Origin of the sequence: Photobacterium makurazakiensis (genome assembly GCF_050336715.1) — a bacterium.
GTDB classification, from domain to species: domain Bacteria; phylum Pseudomonadota; class Gammaproteobacteria; order Enterobacterales; family Vibrionaceae; genus Photobacterium; species Photobacterium makurazakiensis.
Window position 1 is genome coordinate 85,151 of record NZ_JAKJSJ010000024.1, and the last position, 17,567, is coordinate 102,717.

Here is a 17,567-nt window from a genome sequence, read left to right on the forward strand (position 1 = left end):
GTTACTCTCCCTTACCAGTAAGATTGACAGTGGGGTTGATCAGCCCGTAGAGCAAATCGACAATGGTATTGGTAACGACAAAAATCAAACCAACAAAAATGACATAGGCGGTAATGAGCGGTGTATCGACACGGTTGATCGCTTCAAGAAACAAAAAGCCAGTGCCCGGCCACTGAAAAACGGTCTCTGTTAGTATGGTATAGGCAACCATGGTACCGATTTGTACCCCACCTACCGTGATCACTGGTAGCATGGTATTTTTCAGCGCATGCTGATAATAAATTTTATTGGAAGCCAACCCTTTTGCTTTAGCAAATTTAATGTATTCGGAGCTCAACACTTCCAGCATTTCTGAACGAACTAAACGAATAAAAAGCGGTAGCATAATCGACGCCAGCGCCACACACGGCAAGACAAGGTGCGCTAAACCGTCAAGGTTGAATAAACCTGACTGCCAACCAAAGGTATCAGTGGTGGTGCCTCTCCCATAAGAGGGTAACCAACCTAACTCAATCGAGAAAACATACATCAGCATGATGGCGGTAAGAAAGACCGGAATGGATATTCCGATACTACTGAAAGCCATAATCACTTTAGTCATAAAACTATTGGGTTTAATGGCGGAATACACCCCCAACGGAATAGAAACCACAATAATGATCACAGCGGCGCCAAACACCAGTTCAAGTGTCGCCACCAATTTATCTAAAATGACATCAAGTGCTGGGCGCTTAAAGAAATAGGATGTTCCTAAATCACCTTGTACAGCATTGCCAACAAAGCGCGCATATTTGGTTACAAAGGGGTCATTCAACCCTAAATCGTCACGTAACGCTTGGCGTTCCGATTCCGAGACCGATTGACCAACTAACTCACGTAACGGGTCACCCAGGTTATCCTGAATGGCAAAAGCCACCAAGCTGATCACAAACATCACTATCAGTGCCTGATACAGGCGCTTGACCAGAAACGTCAACATTCCTTGCCCCTTATTTCGTCCTTAAAACAACATCAGGCCCTTTCAGGCCCGATGCATTATCTGGTAGTGATTACTTCTCTACCACTAAATCACCGAAGTACGGGAAGTTCATCGCGTTAACAATCGGTTTAATCTTAACGTTTGATTTTGCTGCCCACGCTAAGTTTTGGAAGTGAAGCGGTACAAATGCAGCGTCATCGTATAGCGTTGCTTCAACTTGCTTCAGCATCTGCGAACGTTTAGCCGGATCCGTTTCGATATTTGCGGCATCCACTAACTTGTCCATATCACTGTTAGCATAATAACCACAGTTATATTGACCACGACCTGTTTCTTCATTACGTGTCATCGTCAAGAATTCAGATAGGTTGGCAGAATCTTCGGTATCAGAGTGCCAACCAATCATCATCATATCTGCAGCACACACATCAAACTCAGGCCAGTATTGCGCTTTAGGCATTGTTTTCAAATCAACCTGAATACCAATTTTAGCCAGCATTTGTGATGCCGCTTGTGCGATGTTTGCATCATTTACATAGCGGTTGTTTGGCGCCATCATGGTGAGTTTGAAGCCGTCTTTATAGCCCGCTTCAGCCATTAGCTCTTTTGCTTTAGCGACATCAAAACGTGGTACCAGCGCTTCATTATAACCAGCGTACCCTTCTGGGCTTTGTTGGCCAGTGGCTGTCGCAAAATCACGCATGATACGCTTAACAATACCTTCATTGTTAATTGCATGAACAATCGCCTGACGTACACGTACATCTTTCAATGCTTCATGACTGTTCTGGTTCATTTGGAAAGAAATAAGGCGGGTACCAGCCATTGTAACAAGGTCGATATCTTTAGATTGTCCAACACGACGGTGATCGTTTGGCGCTACAGGAGCAATCATATCAACACCACCCGACAGCAGTGCCGCAACACGCGTGGCATTCTCTTTGATCGGCTGCAGTGTGATCTTATCGACGTTACCTGGCGATTGCGTATCCCAGTAATCAGCAAAACGTTCGAATTCCACTTTTACGCCTTGCTCACGCGCCGTAACGATAAATGGTCCGGTGCCAGACATATTGGTTGAAGCAAAAGAGTTGCCGTGCTTAACGATTTCAGCTTTATCTTTACCATCAGCGGTTTTGCCCGAATAGAACTTGCTGTCCATTGGGAAAATGTAGGTTGCTGTCTGTAGCACCAATGGGTACGGGCCGGTTGTTTTCAGCTCAATCGTGTAGGCATCCACTTTTTCGATACCCGTAAATGGGTCAAAAATAGCTTTAAAGTCAGCCGATTCTTTCAAACGATTAAACGTCCAAACCACATCATCTGCCGTCATTTCATTGCCAGAGTGAAATTTAACACCTTGACGTAGCGTAAATTGAAACGTTTGATCATCAACACGTTTCCAGCTTGTCGCTAGGCGAGGCTCGAAATCTAATTCTTGGTCAAAGCGTACCAGAGGGTCAAAAACCATGTGCGATAGTTGCAACGTACCACCAGATAGTTGCTCATGTGGATCCATAGAGACCGGATCGGCATCGTAAGCCACTTTAATGTCGGCAGCTGTAGCACTAAAACTTAAACCTGCCGCGATCAATGCAACAGCTAGCTTACTCTTAATGGTTTTCATGCATAACTCCTTTATGCGGGGAGCGAACTCCCTTTCTGTTGTGATTACTTGTTATAAATACTTTTACTGGCTCAGGTGCAGCTTTGAGCCAAGGTAATAATCAAGCTAATTTCAGTCCATCTTGACTGATACCTTTAAACTCCGGCATCAGTGAAATAAGGTGTTTGCTATACGCATGCTTCGGGGCCGTAAACAACTGCTCGGTGGGTGCGACTTCAAGCAACTCCCCTTTTTGCATCACTCCAATGCGATCACACATTTGGCGGATCACAGGTAAGTCATGGCTAATAAATAGCATGGTGAGGTTTAGTTCATCTTGCAGATCTTTGAGTAGATTAAGAATTTGTGCCTGTACCGAAACATCTAATGCAGAAGTCGGTTCATCGCAAATTAATAAACGCGGGCGGGTTGCTAATGCACGGGCAATCGAAATACGCTGACGTTGACCACCTGAAAACTCATGAGGGTATTTGACACCCGCAGCAACACCTAACCCGACATGATCAAGAAGGTCATTCACGATTTGTCGCGTCTGTGCTTCACTCTCGGTTAATCGATGGAAACGAATAGGCTCGGCAATGATATCCATAATTTTCATACGTGGATTCATTGAAGAATAAGGATTCTGAAATACCATCTGCATCTGGCGGCGTAACGGACGACGATCTTTTTCATTTTTCAATGCGGTAAGATCGACCCCTTCAAACGTGATTTTGCCTGAGTTTGGCGGGTATAAACCAGTGATCGCTCGGGCTATCGTCGACTTCCCAGAACCAGACTCTCCTACCAAGCCGAATGTTTCACCTTCAACAATTTCAAAGCTAACATCATTATTCGCTTGTACGTATTCACGGCGGCTTTCAAAAAATGAGTTTTTGGTGATAAAGCGTAAACTAACGTTTTCCACCTGAAGTAACGCCCCCGTATAGCTGCGCTGATCTTCACTTTGTCCCAGCCAGTGATTTTTAACGTCGAGCTGGCTCATCTCATGGGCTTCTTCAATGTAGCTTACCAGCGGAAAACGCTTAAGCTTAATATCAGAGCGAGGTACGGCAGAGATAAGACTCTGGGTGTAAGGGTGATTTGGACGACGCAGTACTTGCTCTGTCTCACCAATCTCAACCAAATCACCACGGTACATCACGGCAACCCGATCGGTCACATTGGCCACCACGCCCATATCATGAGTCACCAGCATACAGCCGACATTTTTCTCTACACACAGCTTACGGATCAAATTAAGAATTTGATCTTGAATCGAGACATCCAGTGCGGTGGTGGGTTCATCGGCAATGATTAAATCAGGCTCTCCCGCAAGTGCTATCGCAATAACAACGCGCTGACGCATTCCGCCTGAAAACTGGTGAGGGTATTGCTTAATACGCAACTCTGGCTGAGGGATCCCAACCTGCTCCATTAAGTTCAGGGCACGCTTGAAGGCATCCTCCTGACTGACCTTCAGGTTGGTCACAATCGTTTCAGTTAACTGCTGTTCAACTGTAAATAGAGGGTTCAATGATGTCATCGGGTCTTGAAAAATAAACCCAATTTTTGTCCCTCTTACTGAACGCATCTGGTTATTATCAAGCCCAGATATTTTCTCTCCATCAAGGAAAACATCACCACTGGCTATTCGCCCCGGAGGACTCAATAAATCGATTACCGCATTACCAACGGTTGATTTACCCGCACCTGACTCACCAACAACCCCGACAATTTCACCGCGTTCAATAGAAAATGACAACGATTTAACAGCTGCGTGAACGCCATGACGCGACGGATATTCAATACGTAGGTTCTTTACTTCCAATAAAGCCATTACCAGACCCCAACTGCTTGGCAGCTTTCTGCCCTGTCTGAAAAATTGATTCCCTTCAATCAGCATAATTTGCTGAATATATGTTCAGGACACAATCTGTCAAAAATTTCACAGAAAAGCAACAAAACATTAGTAAAAACCGACAAAATGAATATAAAAAGCATAAGTAGTCAAAAAAAACGACTTTAGACAGCAATTAAACAGACCGTTTACTTGTATTTGTATAACGAATAAACCCCACTGAGCGCAGAGGATTGAGCTGAAATACTGGTTATATGCTATAACCAAAAAACAAATCGAAATAAATACTTATGCATAAATATGAAAGTGACATTTAACACAACAGAAACAATCAACTCCCTGTAACGGCAATGTCATGTATAAACACTAGAAAATTAGGGGATTTTAAGATGATCGCATGTAACAGGATATTATCAGCAGAAGATCACACTTTTTAAAATAGAGGTAAGTGAGGATAGTGATGAAATTTGAGGGTATAGGTAAAATTGAAAAACTGTCGCAGGATATGGTTAGCGGTAATAAGAAGATAAAAGCTATAAATGCAAAAAACCCCAGTCTTTCGACTGGGGTTCTTAATAGTGGTCGGTGAAGAGGGATTCGAACCCCCGACCCTCTGGTCCCAAACCAGATGCGCTACCAAGCTGCGCTATTCACCGACAACATTTTAGGCTTGAAGCCAAGGGAGTGAAACACTACCTAAATATGGGGTGGCTAACGGGGCTTGAACCCGCGACAACCGGAATCACAATCCGGGACTCTACCAACTGAGCTATAGCCACCAATGTAAGTGGTCGGTGAAGAGGGATTCGAACCCCCGACCCTCTGGTCCCAAACCAGATGCGCTACCAAGCTGCGCTATTCACCGACTTTGTTCTGTATGAGGTCTCTCACCTCTGATACTAATTATAACAATCAATATCATTTAATATGGGGTGGCTAACGGGGCTTGAACCCGCGACAACCGGAATCACAATCCGGGACTCTACCAACTGAGCTATAGCCACCAATGTCACTTGCCAATATTTATTATCCGGAATGGCGCGCCCGAAAGGATTCGAACCTTCGACCTTTGGCTCCGGAGGCCAACGCTCTATCCAGCTGAGCTACGGGCGCCTTGCCCTATCGACGGGGAGGGATATTACGGATCACGCCCCGATTCGTAAAGTGTTTTTTTCGTTTTTTTTTCCGTTCGCTGGAAAGATAAGCAATTATCTATTGATTCGTATCATACAAAATCAGCTCGCTGGTTTATCACTACAACATAAGCAGATATAATCACTTTGTTTTTACAATTTAAACATTTTGTCAATAACCATACCCTTGTATCAATAGTTCAGCTAATAACAAGCATGCAGAAGACTGTGACAAGGACGCTATGATGGCAATCGCACATAATTATCTGGAAGTGTAAGGTGAGCTCAATGGAATTAACTCTTCGACAACTAATGGTCGCGGCCATCACAGCAATAACGCTGGCAGGCACAGCCGTTGCTGCCGATATGTCAGACGAAGCTATCGCAGAACGTATCAAGCCAGTGGGCTCAGTCTATCTTGAAGGGGAAGCACCTACTGGCCCCGCTGTTGCAGCAGGACCTCGCAGCGGCGATGCGGTTTATGGCACGTTCTGTGCCGCCTGTCATGGCTCAGGCCTGATGGGAGCGCCGAAAAAAGGCGAAGCTGCCGATTGGGATGCACGCCTTGCCAAGGGCAATGATGTCTTAGCCGACCATGCCATCAATGGCTTCAATGCTATGCCAGCAAAAGGATCGTGTATGGATTGTAGCGATGATGAAATCATTGCAGCCATTAATCACATGATTGATGGGCTATAAGTCAAATACACATTGAAATAAACGAAAAAGGGTTGATGTAAAACATCAACCCTTTTTCATACATATCGCTCGCTTAAATCACCCTACTTTTTAAACAGCGATCTAATATTCGCGATATGCGCTTGTCCTTTCTCCATTCGTTGCTGTTGAGTCATTGGCTTTTTATCCGCCTCCCACTCTAAGTCATCTTGTGGAAGCTCGTACAAGAAGCGGCTTGGCTCCGGCTTTAATAGCTCACCATACTGTCGGCGTTCTTTACATAGAGTAAACGTCAGCTCTTTTTGGGCACGGGTGATCCCAACATAGGCCAAACGACGCTCTTCATCGACATTGTCTTCATCAACACTGGTTTGGTGCGGCAAAATACCTTCTTCTGCGCCAACCAAGTACACATATGGGAACTCAAGACCTTTAGAGGCATGTAGCGTCATTAACTGAACCTGATCAGCGTCATCGTCATCTTCACCACGTTCCATCATGTCGCGTAGCGTCAGGCGCTGTACCACTTCCTTCAGCGTCTTCACTTCCTGATCGTAATTATCACCTTCTAAATCAGCAGTGATCCAACTATACAAATCAGAAACATTTTTCATCCTCATTTCAGCCGCTTTCGGACTCGGCGAGGTCTCATACAACCAATCTTCATAGTTGATATCTCGCACTAGCTGACGAACAGCCGCAACGGTATCACCACGTTCAGCATTGTCTGCAAGCTCAACAATCCAACGGGTAAAGCGCTGCAAAGACTCCAGCCCTCGCCCCGATAAATGCTGCTCTAGCCCTATTTCAAAACTCGCCGCAAATAAGCTCTTGCCGCGCATATTGGCATAAGTACCCAGCTTCTCGAGTGTGACAGGCCCTATTTCACGGCGTGGGGTATTCACGATACGCAAAAACGCATTGTCATCATCCTGATTCGTTAGCAGGCGCAAGTAAGCCATCATGTCTTTAATTTCGGCACGGGAGAAAAATGATGTGCCTCCCGAAATTTTATACGGGATACGGTTTTGCATCAGTGCCCGTTCAAACAAACGTGACTGATGATTACCTCGGTATAATATGGCGTAATCTTTATAGTTCGTGTTATTCAAGAAGCGATGGGCAATCAACTCACCTACAACCTTCTCTGCTTCATGATCTTCGTTTTTAGCCGTGATCACCTTTAGCATTTCCCCATCAGGGATTTCTGAAAACAACGTTTTTTCAAAAATATGTGAGTTATTCGCAATCAATATATTCGCGGTACGCAAAATACGGCTGGTAGAGCGATAGTTTTGCTCCAACTTGATCACTCTTAAACTAGGGAAGTCTTTGCTTAATAGGTTAAGGTTTTCGGGCTGGGCGCCACGCCACGAATAAATGGACTGATCATCATCACCAACGACAGTAAAACGTGAGCGTTCGCCTACCAGCAGTTTAACGAAGATATATTGGCTGGTATTGGTATCTTGATATTCATCCACCAATAAATAACGAATCCGATTTTGCCAACGTTGACGGACGTCCTGATTATCACGCAGCAGTAATACTGGCATCAAAATTAGGTCATCGAAATCCAGTGCGTTATATGCCTTCATCTGTCGTTGATACATTTCATAACAATGGGCAAACAACTCATCACGCTCCGAGCTTGCTTGCGCTTTCGCAGCCGCCGGTGACAGCATGTCATTTTTCCAGTTCGAAATGCTCGAGATTAAGAGCTTTAGTAAGTCTTTATCACCATCGATTTCGGCTTCAGTTAACTCTTTGAGCAGCGCCATCTGATCTTGGTCATCAAACAGAGAAAAGTTTGCTTTTAACCCCAATGATTTATATTCACGACGAATAATATTAAGCCCGAGGGTATGGAAAGTGGAAACCATTAGCCCTTTTGACTCATCTCGCCCCAAGGTCTGTCCAACACGCTCTTTCATTTCGCGCGCGGCTTTATTGGTGAAGGTAAGCGCAGCAATATTTCTCGCTTTGTAATCACAATGCTGAACCAAGTAAGCAATTTTATTGGTAATAACACGGGTTTTACCGGAACCGGCCCCTGCAAGAACCAGGCATGGTCCTGCCACATATTTTACCGCTTCATTCTGCCTTGGATTCAGTTTCATTGCATATCCTGTGTTAATCATCGGGCTGGCAAGCGCATTTTAACGGGTTCTAAGCCATTGTCTATTCGCCCAACCATTTACCTTATCAATCCTGACAATTCAAAAAATTACTTGCACAAAAACACAGACGCCATAAGATATTGAATGAACATTCATTCACCAACTTTAATTACAAAATAATTACATGAGTGACAAGAAAAAAAGGATTCTTCAGGCGACAGAAAAGCTGCTGGCTGTATACGGGTTTCACGGTATTTCCATGCAAATGGTTGCCAAAGAAGCCGGAGTTGCCGCTGGCACAATATATCGCTATTTCGAAGATAAAGAAGATCTCCTTCAGCAACTTCATGTTCACATTTTGTCTTATGTAGCGAACAAAATCAGTCAGAATGTGTCTGATGATATGCCGTTGAAGCAGCGCTTTCGTACTATATGGCTGAATATTTGGGATATGACCACGCAAGAAGATGCCCCCATCATTAATCGTGGCCAGTTCGAAAACTTACCCCGTAGAGAAAGTCACGAACAACGGTTACTTGAAAAAAAAATGTTCGCCAAGGTCGACCGATTATTTAACGAAGGAAAGGCCACTGGCCTCTTTAAAGATTTAGATAACGAGATCTTGAGCGTGTTAAGCCTTGAGCCATGCGCTTGCTTGGCTCGCAAACATGTTAATGGTGTATTCAAAGTGAACGAGACAGCGATGGAAGCTGCTATCGATGCCTCTTGGGACGCCATTATTCAACATAAACATTAGCACTACCGGAGCACACCCAACGATGAAAAAATGGATAGTGATGCTATTTCTCGCCTTCTTACTGTTTGGAAGCGTGATTGGTTTCAACCTTTTTAAGCAACAAAAAATAGCTGAGTTCATGGCAAATATGCCTGAGCCTGAGTTTCCAATTACTGCCACCGAAGCTCAATCGACCAATTGGGTTCCCGCTATCGAAGCAATTGGCTTTATAGAACCAAACCAAGGCGTGACCATCACCACTGAGGTTGCTGGTGTGATCAAAGATCTTGACTTCGAATCAGGCTCAACCGTCAAAGCAGAGCAACAACTGCTAACGCTAGATTCTGATGTTGAAGCGGCCAACCTGAAAAGTGCCCAAGCTCGTTTGCCGGCCGCCAAAGCTAAATATGAGCGCTACCGTGGCCTATTCAAAAAAGGGTCTATTTCAAAAGAAGCCTTTGACGAATCTGAAGCATCCTACTTTTCTCTCATGGCTGATATCGAAAGCTTAAAAGCAACGATAGATCGCCGTACTATCAGAGCCCCATTTGATGGTGTTGTTGGCCTACGTAATGTCTACCTTGGCCAATATATCCAACCGGGAACCGATGTTGTACGCTTAGAAGATACCACCTTAATGAAGCTACGCTTCACTGTGCCACAAACGGATATTTCTGATATTCACCTTGGCCAAGAAGTCGAAATCTTTGTTGATGCATACCCTGAAACCCCATTTAGCGGCAAGATCAGTGCAATCGAGCCAGCAGTAAGCTACCAAAGTGGCCTTGTGCAGGTTCAAGCTGACATCCCGAATAACAGTGGCCAGCTACGTAGTGGTATGTTTGCACGTGCGCATATCATTCTTCCAACCCTAGAAAATCAAATCATCCTGCCGCAAACCGCAATCACCTTTACCCTGTACGGGGACAATGTGTACCTTGCGAGCGAAGACGAAGATGGTGTGTTACGTGTGAGCCAGTCAGTGGTAAAAGTTGGTGAGCGTAAAGGCCAATATGTTCATGTCCTTAGTGGTGTCAAAGCCGGGGATACCGTCGTGACCTCAGGTCAAATTCGCCTCAGCAACCATGCGAAAGTTCGTCTGGTTGAAAGTGACTCGCTGGATGCTCCAGCCGAAACACCAATGCTGTAATCCGGAGGTCACATGCGCTTTACAGATGTTTTTATAAAACGTCCTGTTTTGGCAGTATCAATCAGCTTCTTGATTGCACTGCTGGGCCTGCAAGCCATTTTTAAAATGCAGGTCAGGGAATACCCAGACATGACCAATACCGTGGTCACGGTCAGCACAAGCTATTATGGTGCCAGTGCTGATTTGATCCAGGGTTTTATCACCCAACCGCTGGAGCAAGCTATTGCTCAGGCTGATAATATCGACTTCATGACCTCTTCCTCGGTGCTCGGTGCATCAACGATCACGGTTACGATGAAGTTAAATACCGATCCGAATGCCGCTTTGGCCGATATATTGGCCAAAACCAACTCGGTACGCTCCCAATTACCGAAGGAATCAGAAGATCCAACAGTAACCATGTCAACCGGTTCAACGACCGCGGTGATGTATATCGGTTTTACCAGTGATGAACTGGTCTCGAGCCAAATCACCGACTATCTAGAGCGCGTGATCAACCCGCAGTTATTTACGGTTAACGGCGTTTCTAAAGTCGATCTATACGGCGGGATGAAATACGCTCTGCGTGTCTGGTTGGATCCAGCCAAAATGGCGGCTTACAACTTGATGGCTAATGACGTGATGAACGTACTGAATGCCAACAACTACCAATCGGCAACAGGGCAAGCAACTGGCGAATTCGTTCTTTACAATGGTACTGCTGACACGCAGGTCTCCAATACAGATGAACTAGAAAAGCTAGTTGTCTCAACCAAAGAAGGCCAGGTGATCCGCTTAGGCGATATTGCCAAAGTGACCTTAGAAAAAAGTCACGATGTTTACCGTGCATCTGCAAATGGCGAAGAGGCCGTTGTTGCTGCAATTAACGCAGCACCAAGTGCCAACCCCATCAACATTGCAGCCGATGTGCTTCAGCTATTGCCTGAGCTTAAACGCAATATGCCTGATAACATCAAAATGAATGTAATGTATGACTCGACCATTGCGATCAATGAGTCTATCAACGAAGTAATCAAAACGATTGCTGAAGCTGCTCTGATCGTACTTGTTGTGATCACCTTGTTCTTGGGCTCTTTCCGTGCAGTTATCATTCCAATCGTGACCATCCCGCTGTCGCTAATTGGCGTGGCAATGGTCATGCAAGCTTTCGGCTTTTCTTGGAACTTGATGACACTGCTAGCAATGGTACTGGCTATCGGCCTTGTGGTAGATGATGCCATCGTTGTATTGGAAAACGTCGACCGCCACATAAAAGAAGGCGAATCGCCGTTTCGTGCAGCCATCATCGGCACCCGAGAAATAGCCGTTCCTGTTATCGCCATGACACTGACACTTGGTGCTGTATATGCGCCGATTGCCATGATGGGCGGGATCACCGGTTCACTCTTTAAGGAGTTTGCCTTAACGTTAGCCGGTGCGGTATTTGTATCAGGGATCATCGCCCTTACGCTCTCACCGATGATGTGTTCAAAAATGCTTAAAGCCAATGAACAGCCAAGCAAATTTGAATTAACTGTTCATCGCTTCCTTGATCGCATGACAAACCGCTACGAGAAAATGCTTGGCGGTGTTATGAAAATGCGCCCCGTCGTGATTGTGTTTGCCCTCATCGTGTTTGGAACACTGCCACTGCTGTTTAAGTTTATTCCAAGTGAACTTGCCCCTGCTGAAGATAAGGGTGTGTTGATGATGATGGGTACCGCCCCGTCAACGTCAAACTTGGATTACATCGAAAACACTATGGAAAAGGTCAACAACATCCTCAACGAGCAGGATGAAGTAGCCTATGCTCAGGTATTCTCAGGGGTACCAAGTTCAAATCAAGCGTTTGGTATCGCTTCAATGGTGCCATGGAGTGAACGAGAAGCCAGTCAGGCGGATGTGGTTAAGCGCGTTACTGACTTAGTTAAAGACGTTCCTGAAATGGCTGTAACAGCCTTCCAGATGCCGGAGTTGCCAGGAGCAGGCTCAGGCTTACCCATTCAGTTTGTGATTACCACACCAAGTAGCTTTGAAAGCTTATTCCAAGTAAGTAGCGATGTTTTGGATAAAGTGAAAAGTAATCCAATGTTTGTCTATTCCGACCTTGATCTGAACTACGATTCAGCAACCATGAAAATCAAGATCGATAAAGACAAAGCAGGCGCATATGGTGTGACCATGCAAGATATCGGTATCACCTTAAGTACCATGATGGCTGATGGCTATGTTAACCGTATTGACCTCAATGGCCGCTCATACGAAGTGATCCCACAGGTTGAGCGTAAATACCGCCTGAACCCAGAATCACTTAAAGGCTACTATGTACGTGCGGCTGACGGTAATGCCATTCCATTAGGTAGCCTAGTTAATATTGACGTTGTTGCCGAACCGCGCGCATTGCCTCACTTCAATCAGCTTAACTCAGCAACGGTCGGGGCAGTACCTGCACCAGGTGTTGCAATGGGTGACGCCATTAGCTGGTTCCAAAGTGAAGCGGTGAATACCCTACCGACAGGATACCAGTATGACTTCATGGGTGAAGCACGCCAGTTCGTAACTGAAGGTAATGCTCTGTACACGACCTTTGCTCTCGCACTGGCCATCATCTTCTTGGTTTTGGCGATCCAGTTCGAGTCGCTACGTGACCCATTAGTTATTATGGTTTCCGTACCATTGGCGATCTGTGGTGCCTTGATCTCCTTGGCATGGGGAGCAGCATCGATGAATATCTACTCGCAAGTAGGTTTGATCACGCTAATTGGTTTGATCACCAAACACGGTATTTTGATTTGTGAAGTGGCAAAAGAGGAGCAACTGCACAATCAAAAAGATCGTATGGCGGCAGTGATGGAGGCAGCTAAAATCCGTCTACGTCCGATTCTAATGACGACTGCGGCAATGATTGCGGGTTTGATCCCTCTACTCTACGCCACAGGGGCTGGTGCCGCACAGCGATTCAGTATCGGCATTGTCATTGTTTCTGGCCTTGCCATTGGTACGGTCTTCACTTTATTTGTGCTACCGGTAATTTACACTTACCTTGCAAGCATTCATAAGCCTTTGCCAGTCTTCCTTGAAGATAAAGACTTAGAGAAACTAAAGCGAGCAGACGAAGCCCGTAATGCATTAAAAGAAGCCCGAGATTGATAGTTACAACCTTAATCTAAAGAGGCCGCGATAGCGGCCTCTTTTATTTTGTACAATCATCAACGACAATCCCCATCGATTTGAATAAAATAACGATAACAGATTAAAAACCCCTTACGGAGTGAACCACGCTATGTTTGATCCAAAGAAACTTGAGCAAGTCGCCAAACAAATCCAAGACTCAATGCCACAACCAGTGAAAGAGCTTGGCAACGATGTTGAACAAAAAGTGCGCCAAGTGATCCAAGCACAGCTTGGTAAGCTTGACGTTGTTAGTCGTGAAGAGTTTGATGTACAGACACAGGTTTTATTGCGTACACGTCAAAAGCTAACAGCTCTTGAGCAAAAGATGGAAGCGCTAGAAAGTAAACTAAGCAGTGAAGACAAGAGCGAATAAAGAACACGCTTAAAGGGTTCTTCGTACTTTAGTTTATATTAAGCCCATTAAAAAAGCCCAAATGCTATGCATTTGGGCTTTTCTTTATTCAGCTTTTTGTGACGTTACTAACCACCAACAGCGATACGCTGCATATCAGTCATGTAGCCACGAAGTTCTTGACCAATAGACTCTACTGGATGATTACGAATCGCTTCGTTTACTTCGATTAGCTTTTGATTGTCAGCAAAGTTAGATTCTTCATTTATGCCTTTACCGATCACGTCGGTCGCTACATTTGGCATAAACTTCTCACGTAGCAACGGTGTTGCAACGTTTGCAAACAGGTAGTTACCATATTCAGCCGTATCTGAAATAACAACGTTCATTTCATACAAACGCTTACGAGCAACTGTGTTCGCAATTAACGGTAATTCATGTAGCGACTCATAATAAGCTGACTCTTCAATGATACCTGATGCTGTCATTGCTTCAAACGCCAACTCAACACCTGCACGTACCATTGCAACCATCAAAATGCCGTTATCAAAGTACTCTTGCTCTGAAATTTCAACATCAGAATCTGGATAGTTTTCAAACGCTGTTTCAGCCGTTTCACCACGCCAACCTAGAAGATCCGTATCGTCATTTGCCCAATCAGCCATCATCGTTGTTGAGAAATGACCTGTAATAATATCATCCATGTGCTTATTATATAGCGGACGCATTAAGTCTTTCAGCTCTTCTGATAACTCAAACGCTTTGATTTTAGCTGGGTTTGAAAGACGATCCATCATGTGAGTAACGCCACCAAACTTCAGTGCTTCAGTGATCGTTTCCCAACCGAATTGCAGCAATTTACCAGCATAAGAAGCATCAATGCCATCAGCAATCATCTTCTCATAACAAACGATAGAACCCGCTTGTAGCATGCCACACAGAATCGTTTGCTCACCCATCAAATCAGATTTAACTTCCGCAACGAACGAAGATTCAAGTACGCCAGCACGGTGACCACCAGTACCTGCAGCCCATGCTTTCGCAATTTCCAGGCCATCTCCCTGTGGATCATTTTCTGGGTGCACAGCGATTAGCGTTGGTACACCAAAGCCACGCTTATATTCTTCACGAACTTCTGTACCAGGACATTTAGGTGCAACCATCACGACAGTTAAGTCAGGACGAATCTGCATACCCTCTTCAACGATATTAAATCCATGAGAGTAACCTAGTGTCGCACCTTCCTTCATTAACGGCATCACCGTCTCTACAACATTAGAGTGCTGCTTGTCAGGTGTTAGGTTTACAACAAGATCTGCCTGCGGAATAAGTTGTTCGTAGCTACCAACTTCAAAACCATTTTCTTTTGCATTTTTAAAAGATTGACGTTGTTCATCAATTGCAGCTTGGCGTAAGGCATAAGCAACATTTAATCCCGAGTCGCGCATATTTAAACCTTGATTGAGGCCTTGAGCACCGCAACCAACGATAACGACTTTTTTACCTTTAAGAAAATCGGCTTCATTAGCAAACTCAGCACGATCCATGAATCGGCAGCGACCAAGTTGATCTAACTGCTGACGTAGATTTAGGGTATTAAAATAATTAGCCATAACAACAAACTCCGTGAATTCTTTTCCTTGGGCCGACATATACTTGTCGAATAAACTGATAGTAAATCACTCACTTTGTTGCGCAAAGTGATATATTCACAATAACTTATTGCAAAAAATGCAACGCACTCTATGAATATAAAAACCTTGCAACTGTTTCTTCATCTCTGTGATTCAAATAGCTTTAGCCAGACCGCACAAGCTATGCATATTAGTCCCTCTGCACTAAGCCGAATAATTCAGCGCCTTGAAGATGAGCTGGGGCAAAGTTTATTCATTAGAGACAACAGAAGTGTGGAGCTAACATCAGCAGGAAAAACCTTACTCCCTACCGCTGCACTGATAGTGTCCAACTGGCAAGAAGTAAAAGCTGAACTAAAGACCCAGAAAATAAAGCTTCGAGGAAAACTTAAACTTTTCTGTTCTGTAACTGCAAGCTATAGTCACTTGCCTGATATTCTGAACAAGTTCCGCAAGTTGTACCCTCAGGTTGAGATTCAATTAATAACTGGCGACCCCGCTCAAGCCATCGAAAAAGTACAACAGGGTGAAGCAGACATCGCGATTGCCGCCAAGCCAGACAGTCTGCCAGCAAAGCTTACCTATATCGATCTTGATAGCGTCTCAATGTCTGTGATTGCACCACTACTTCCACCGACCAACCTTCAAAAACAATTAACTGATCCACCATTATGGGATGAACTTCCCTATATTTTACCAGAGTCAGGAACGGCACGAGATCGAGCTGACCGCTGGCTAAAAAATAAAAAGATACAACCCAATATCTATGCACAAGTAGGAGGTCATGAAGCGATAGTAAGTATGGTGGCACTAGGGTGTGGAATAGGCATAGCGCCCGACGTTGTTATCGATAATAGCCCCATGAGCAATAAAATAAAACGTCTCGATAAAGAAGCAATTCAACCGCTTCAACTAGGCCTCTGCTGTAAGCAAAGTCGTCAGGCAGAACCATTGTTGAACGCACTACTTCAATTGTTTTAAATTCCATTGTACATGCATAAGCCTATCGCTAAAGCGACACAGTAGGCTGGCTCAACCTAGTTAATTAAATATCTAAAGCCGAGTGAAACTCACGTAGCGGTTCATGTGCACACTGTTAATTGAGGCTATGTCAGTGAAAAGTATCAAGCCGAAAGACAGACAAATGTAAAAAGCTTCGTCATTTCTGACAAAGCTATCGAAGAAGTAGCGAAACAGCTTGGCTGATATTCCTGTCGGGCTCGGTATGACAGACCATCGCATTCAAGGTAAATAGGCTAGCCAACTAAACTATCGCTTTTTGCTTCACATACAAAAAATCCCCAGCATTTCTGCTAGGAATTGAAGAGTGGTGGACCGGGCTCGCGTTCAAGCAATACTCATTTATCCGAAGGATGAAGGATAAAGCAGTAGAAATATATAGACGTAAAAAAGCCCGAGTCTTTCGACGGGGACGCCTAGTCTTGGGCTATTTGGCCTACGGCCAAACATTGTTTACTGATACAAAAAAAGCCTCAGCATTTCTGCTGAGGCTTTCGAAGAAGTGGCGGAGCGGACGGGACTCGAACCCGCGACCCCCGGCGTGACAGGCCGGTATTCTAACCAACTGAACTACCGCTCCACACGGACATGGATGTTGCCATCACATGCGATTTCCATCGTTCAATATGAAAATCTAAATTGGAAGCCTGGCGATGTCCTACTCTCACATGGGGAAACCCCACACTACCATCGGCGCTATTACGTTTCACTACTGAGTTCGGCATGGGATCAGGTGGGTCCATAATGCTATGGTCGCCAAGCAAATTCTGTTTATTCACCGCCTCAGGGCAGTAAATAGCAATCTGGGAAAATCTAACTAGTTTCTCAAACACCATTCAAGTGTTTGTGGAGTCCGTAAAAACCCCTTGGGTGTTGTATGGTTAAGCCTCACGGGCAATTAGTATCAGTTAGCTCAATGCCTCGCAGCACTTACACACCTGACCTATCTACGTCGTAGTCTCCAACAACCCTTTAGGATACTTAAAGTATCAGGGATGACTCATCTCAGGGCTCGCTTCGCGCTTAGATGCTTTCAGCGCTTATCGATTCCGAACTTAGCTACCGGGCAATGCCACTGGCGTGACAACCCGAACACCAGAGGTTCGTCCACTCCGGTCCTCTCGTACTAGGAGCAGCCCCCTTCA

Annotated in this window: 11 protein-coding genes, 6 tRNA genes and 2 rRNA genes; 6 read left to right on the forward strand and 13 right to left on the reverse strand. The window is 44.9% G+C overall.

Annotated elements, in window-relative coordinates; translation table 11 throughout:
* Position 1: 1 nt before the first annotated feature.
* From L4D09_RS12255 to L4D09_RS12290, 8 genes are all read right to left on the reverse strand, one after another.
* Positions 2 to 979 carry an ABC transporter permease gene (locus L4D09_RS12255; RefSeq protein ID WP_428457795.1) on the reverse strand — a complete coding sequence of 326 codons (978 nt, stop codon included), beginning with the start codon at positions 977 to 979 and terminating at the stop codon, positions 2 to 4.
* A 70-nt stretch (positions 980 to 1,049) separates the two neighbouring features.
* Positions 1,050 to 2,606: an ABC transporter substrate-binding protein gene (locus tag L4D09_RS12260; protein WP_428457796.1), complete on the reverse strand. Its 1,557-nt coding sequence runs from the start codon at positions 2,604 to 2,606 to the stop codon at positions 1,050 to 1,052.
* Positions 2,607 to 2,706: 100 nt separating this feature from the next.
* A complete protein-coding gene (locus L4D09_RS12265; protein ID WP_428457797.1) occupies positions 2,707 to 4,425 on the reverse strand; it encodes a dipeptide ABC transporter ATP-binding protein in 1,719 nt (572 codons plus the stop codon).
* Positions 4,426 to 5,025: 600 nt separating this feature from the next.
* A tRNA-Pro gene (locus L4D09_RS12270) sits at positions 5,026 to 5,102 on the reverse strand.
* Positions 5,103 to 5,149: 47 nt separating this feature from the next.
* Positions 5,150 to 5,225: transfer RNA gene (locus L4D09_RS12275), tRNA-His, on the reverse strand.
* 9 nt (positions 5,226 to 5,234) lie between these two features.
* Positions 5,235 to 5,311: transfer RNA gene (locus tag L4D09_RS12280), tRNA-Pro, on the reverse strand.
* A 63-nt stretch (positions 5,312 to 5,374) separates the two neighbouring features.
* Positions 5,375 to 5,450: transfer RNA gene (locus L4D09_RS12285), tRNA-His, on the reverse strand.
* 32 nt (positions 5,451 to 5,482) lie between these two features.
* Positions 5,483 to 5,559 (reverse strand) — tRNA-Arg (locus L4D09_RS12290).
* Between the two features lie 308 nt (positions 5,560 to 5,867).
* On the opposite strand from L4D09_RS12290, the gene L4D09_RS12295 reads away from it, so the two are divergent.
* Entirely contained in the window at positions 5,868 to 6,278 is a 411-nt protein-coding gene (locus L4D09_RS12295; protein ID WP_428457798.1) for a c-type cytochrome, read from the forward strand.
* 83 nt (positions 6,279 to 6,361) lie between these two features.
* Here L4D09_RS12295 and rep read toward each other — a convergent pair whose 3' ends face one another.
* Positions 6,362 to 8,377: a DNA helicase Rep gene (gene rep / locus L4D09_RS12300; RefSeq protein WP_428457799.1), complete on the reverse strand. Its 2,016-nt coding sequence runs from the start codon at positions 8,375 to 8,377 to the stop codon at positions 6,362 to 6,364.
* 184 nt (positions 8,378 to 8,561) lie between these two features.
* Between rep and L4D09_RS12305 the strand changes: the two genes are divergently transcribed.
* The 4 genes from L4D09_RS12305 to ubiK all read left to right on the forward strand — a co-directional run bounded on the left by L4D09_RS12305 (position 8,562) and on the right by ubiK (position 13,789).
* Positions 8,562 to 9,134 carry a TetR/AcrR family transcriptional regulator gene (locus L4D09_RS12305; protein WP_428457800.1) on the forward strand — a complete coding sequence of 191 codons (573 nt, stop codon included), beginning with the start codon at positions 8,562 to 8,564 and terminating at the stop codon, positions 9,132 to 9,134.
* Between the two features lie 22 nt (positions 9,135 to 9,156).
* Complete coding sequence (locus tag L4D09_RS12310) at positions 9,157 to 10,263, forward strand: efflux RND transporter periplasmic adaptor subunit (protein WP_428457801.1); 1,107 nt, start codon at positions 9,157 to 9,159, stop codon at positions 10,261 to 10,263.
* A 12-nt stretch (positions 10,264 to 10,275) separates the two neighbouring features.
* A complete protein-coding gene (locus L4D09_RS12315; protein ID WP_428457802.1) occupies positions 10,276 to 13,392 on the forward strand; it encodes a multidrug efflux RND transporter permease subunit in 3,117 nt (1,038 codons plus the stop codon).
* Between the two features lie 133 nt (positions 13,393 to 13,525).
* Positions 13,526 to 13,789, forward strand: coding sequence for a ubiquinone biosynthesis accessory factor UbiK (ubiK, locus tag L4D09_RS12320; RefSeq protein ID WP_428457803.1), 264 nt, complete (start codon positions 13,526 to 13,528; stop codon positions 13,787 to 13,789).
* A gap of 107 nt (positions 13,790 to 13,896) precedes the next feature.
* On the opposite strand, the gene ilvC is transcribed toward ubiK, so the two are convergent.
* Positions 13,897 to 15,381 (reverse strand): ketol-acid reductoisomerase, encoded by a 1,485-nt coding sequence (ilvC, locus tag L4D09_RS12325; protein ID WP_428457804.1) that lies wholly within the window; start codon positions 15,379 to 15,381, stop codon positions 13,897 to 13,899.
* Positions 15,382 to 15,513: 132 nt separating this feature from the next.
* Between ilvC and ilvY the strand changes: the two genes are divergently transcribed.
* Entirely contained in the window at positions 15,514 to 16,383 is an 870-nt protein-coding gene (gene ilvY / locus L4D09_RS12330; protein WP_428457805.1) for an HTH-type transcriptional activator IlvY, read from the forward strand.
* 542 nt (positions 16,384 to 16,925) lie between these two features.
* On the opposite strand, the gene L4D09_RS12335 is transcribed toward ilvY, so the two are convergent.
* From L4D09_RS12335 to L4D09_RS12345, 3 genes are all read right to left on the reverse strand, one after another.
* Positions 16,926 to 17,002, reverse strand: a tRNA-Asp gene (locus L4D09_RS12335).
* 65 nt (positions 17,003 to 17,067) lie between these two features.
* Positions 17,068 to 17,183 (reverse strand): 5S ribosomal RNA (gene rrf, locus L4D09_RS12340).
* A 116-nt stretch (positions 17,184 to 17,299) separates the two neighbouring features.
* A 23S ribosomal RNA gene (locus tag L4D09_RS12345) occupies positions 17,300 to 17,567 on the reverse strand; the annotation flags it as partial.

What these genes read in the sequence shown, in the direction of transcription:
- L4D09_RS12255 (WP_428457795.1), bottom strand. Translation starts at nt 979, where the DNA reads ATGTTGACGTTTCTGGTCAAGCGCCTGTATCAGGCACTGATAGTGATG.
- L4D09_RS12260 (WP_428457796.1), bottom strand. Translation starts at nt 2,606, where the DNA reads ATGAAAACCATTAAGAGTAAGCTAGCTGTTGCATTGATCGCGGCAGGT.
- L4D09_RS12265 (WP_428457797.1), bottom strand. Translation starts at nt 4,425, where the DNA reads ATGGCTTTATTGGAAGTAAAGAACCTACGTATTGAATATCCGTCGCGT.
- L4D09_RS12295 (WP_428457798.1), top strand. Translation starts at nt 5,868, where the DNA reads ATGGAATTAACTCTTCGACAACTAATGGTCGCGGCCATCACAGCAATA.
- rep (WP_428457799.1), bottom strand. Translation starts at nt 8,377, where the DNA reads ATGAAACTGAATCCAAGGCAGAATGAAGCGGTAAAATATGTGGCAGGA.
- L4D09_RS12305 (WP_428457800.1), top strand. Translation starts at nt 8,562, where the DNA reads ATGAGTGACAAGAAAAAAAGGATTCTTCAGGCGACAGAAAAGCTGCTG.
- L4D09_RS12310 (WP_428457801.1), top strand. Translation starts at nt 9,157, where the DNA reads ATGAAAAAATGGATAGTGATGCTATTTCTCGCCTTCTTACTGTTTGGA.
- L4D09_RS12315 (WP_428457802.1), top strand. Translation starts at nt 10,276, where the DNA reads ATGCGCTTTACAGATGTTTTTATAAAACGTCCTGTTTTGGCAGTATCA.
- ubiK (WP_428457803.1), top strand. Translation starts at nt 13,526, where the DNA reads ATGTTTGATCCAAAGAAACTTGAGCAAGTCGCCAAACAAATCCAAGAC.
- ilvC (WP_428457804.1), bottom strand. Translation starts at nt 15,381, where the DNA reads ATGGCTAATTATTTTAATACCCTAAATCTACGTCAGCAGTTAGATCAA.
- ilvY (WP_428457805.1), top strand. Translation starts at nt 15,514, where the DNA reads ATGAATATAAAAACCTTGCAACTGTTTCTTCATCTCTGTGATTCAAAT.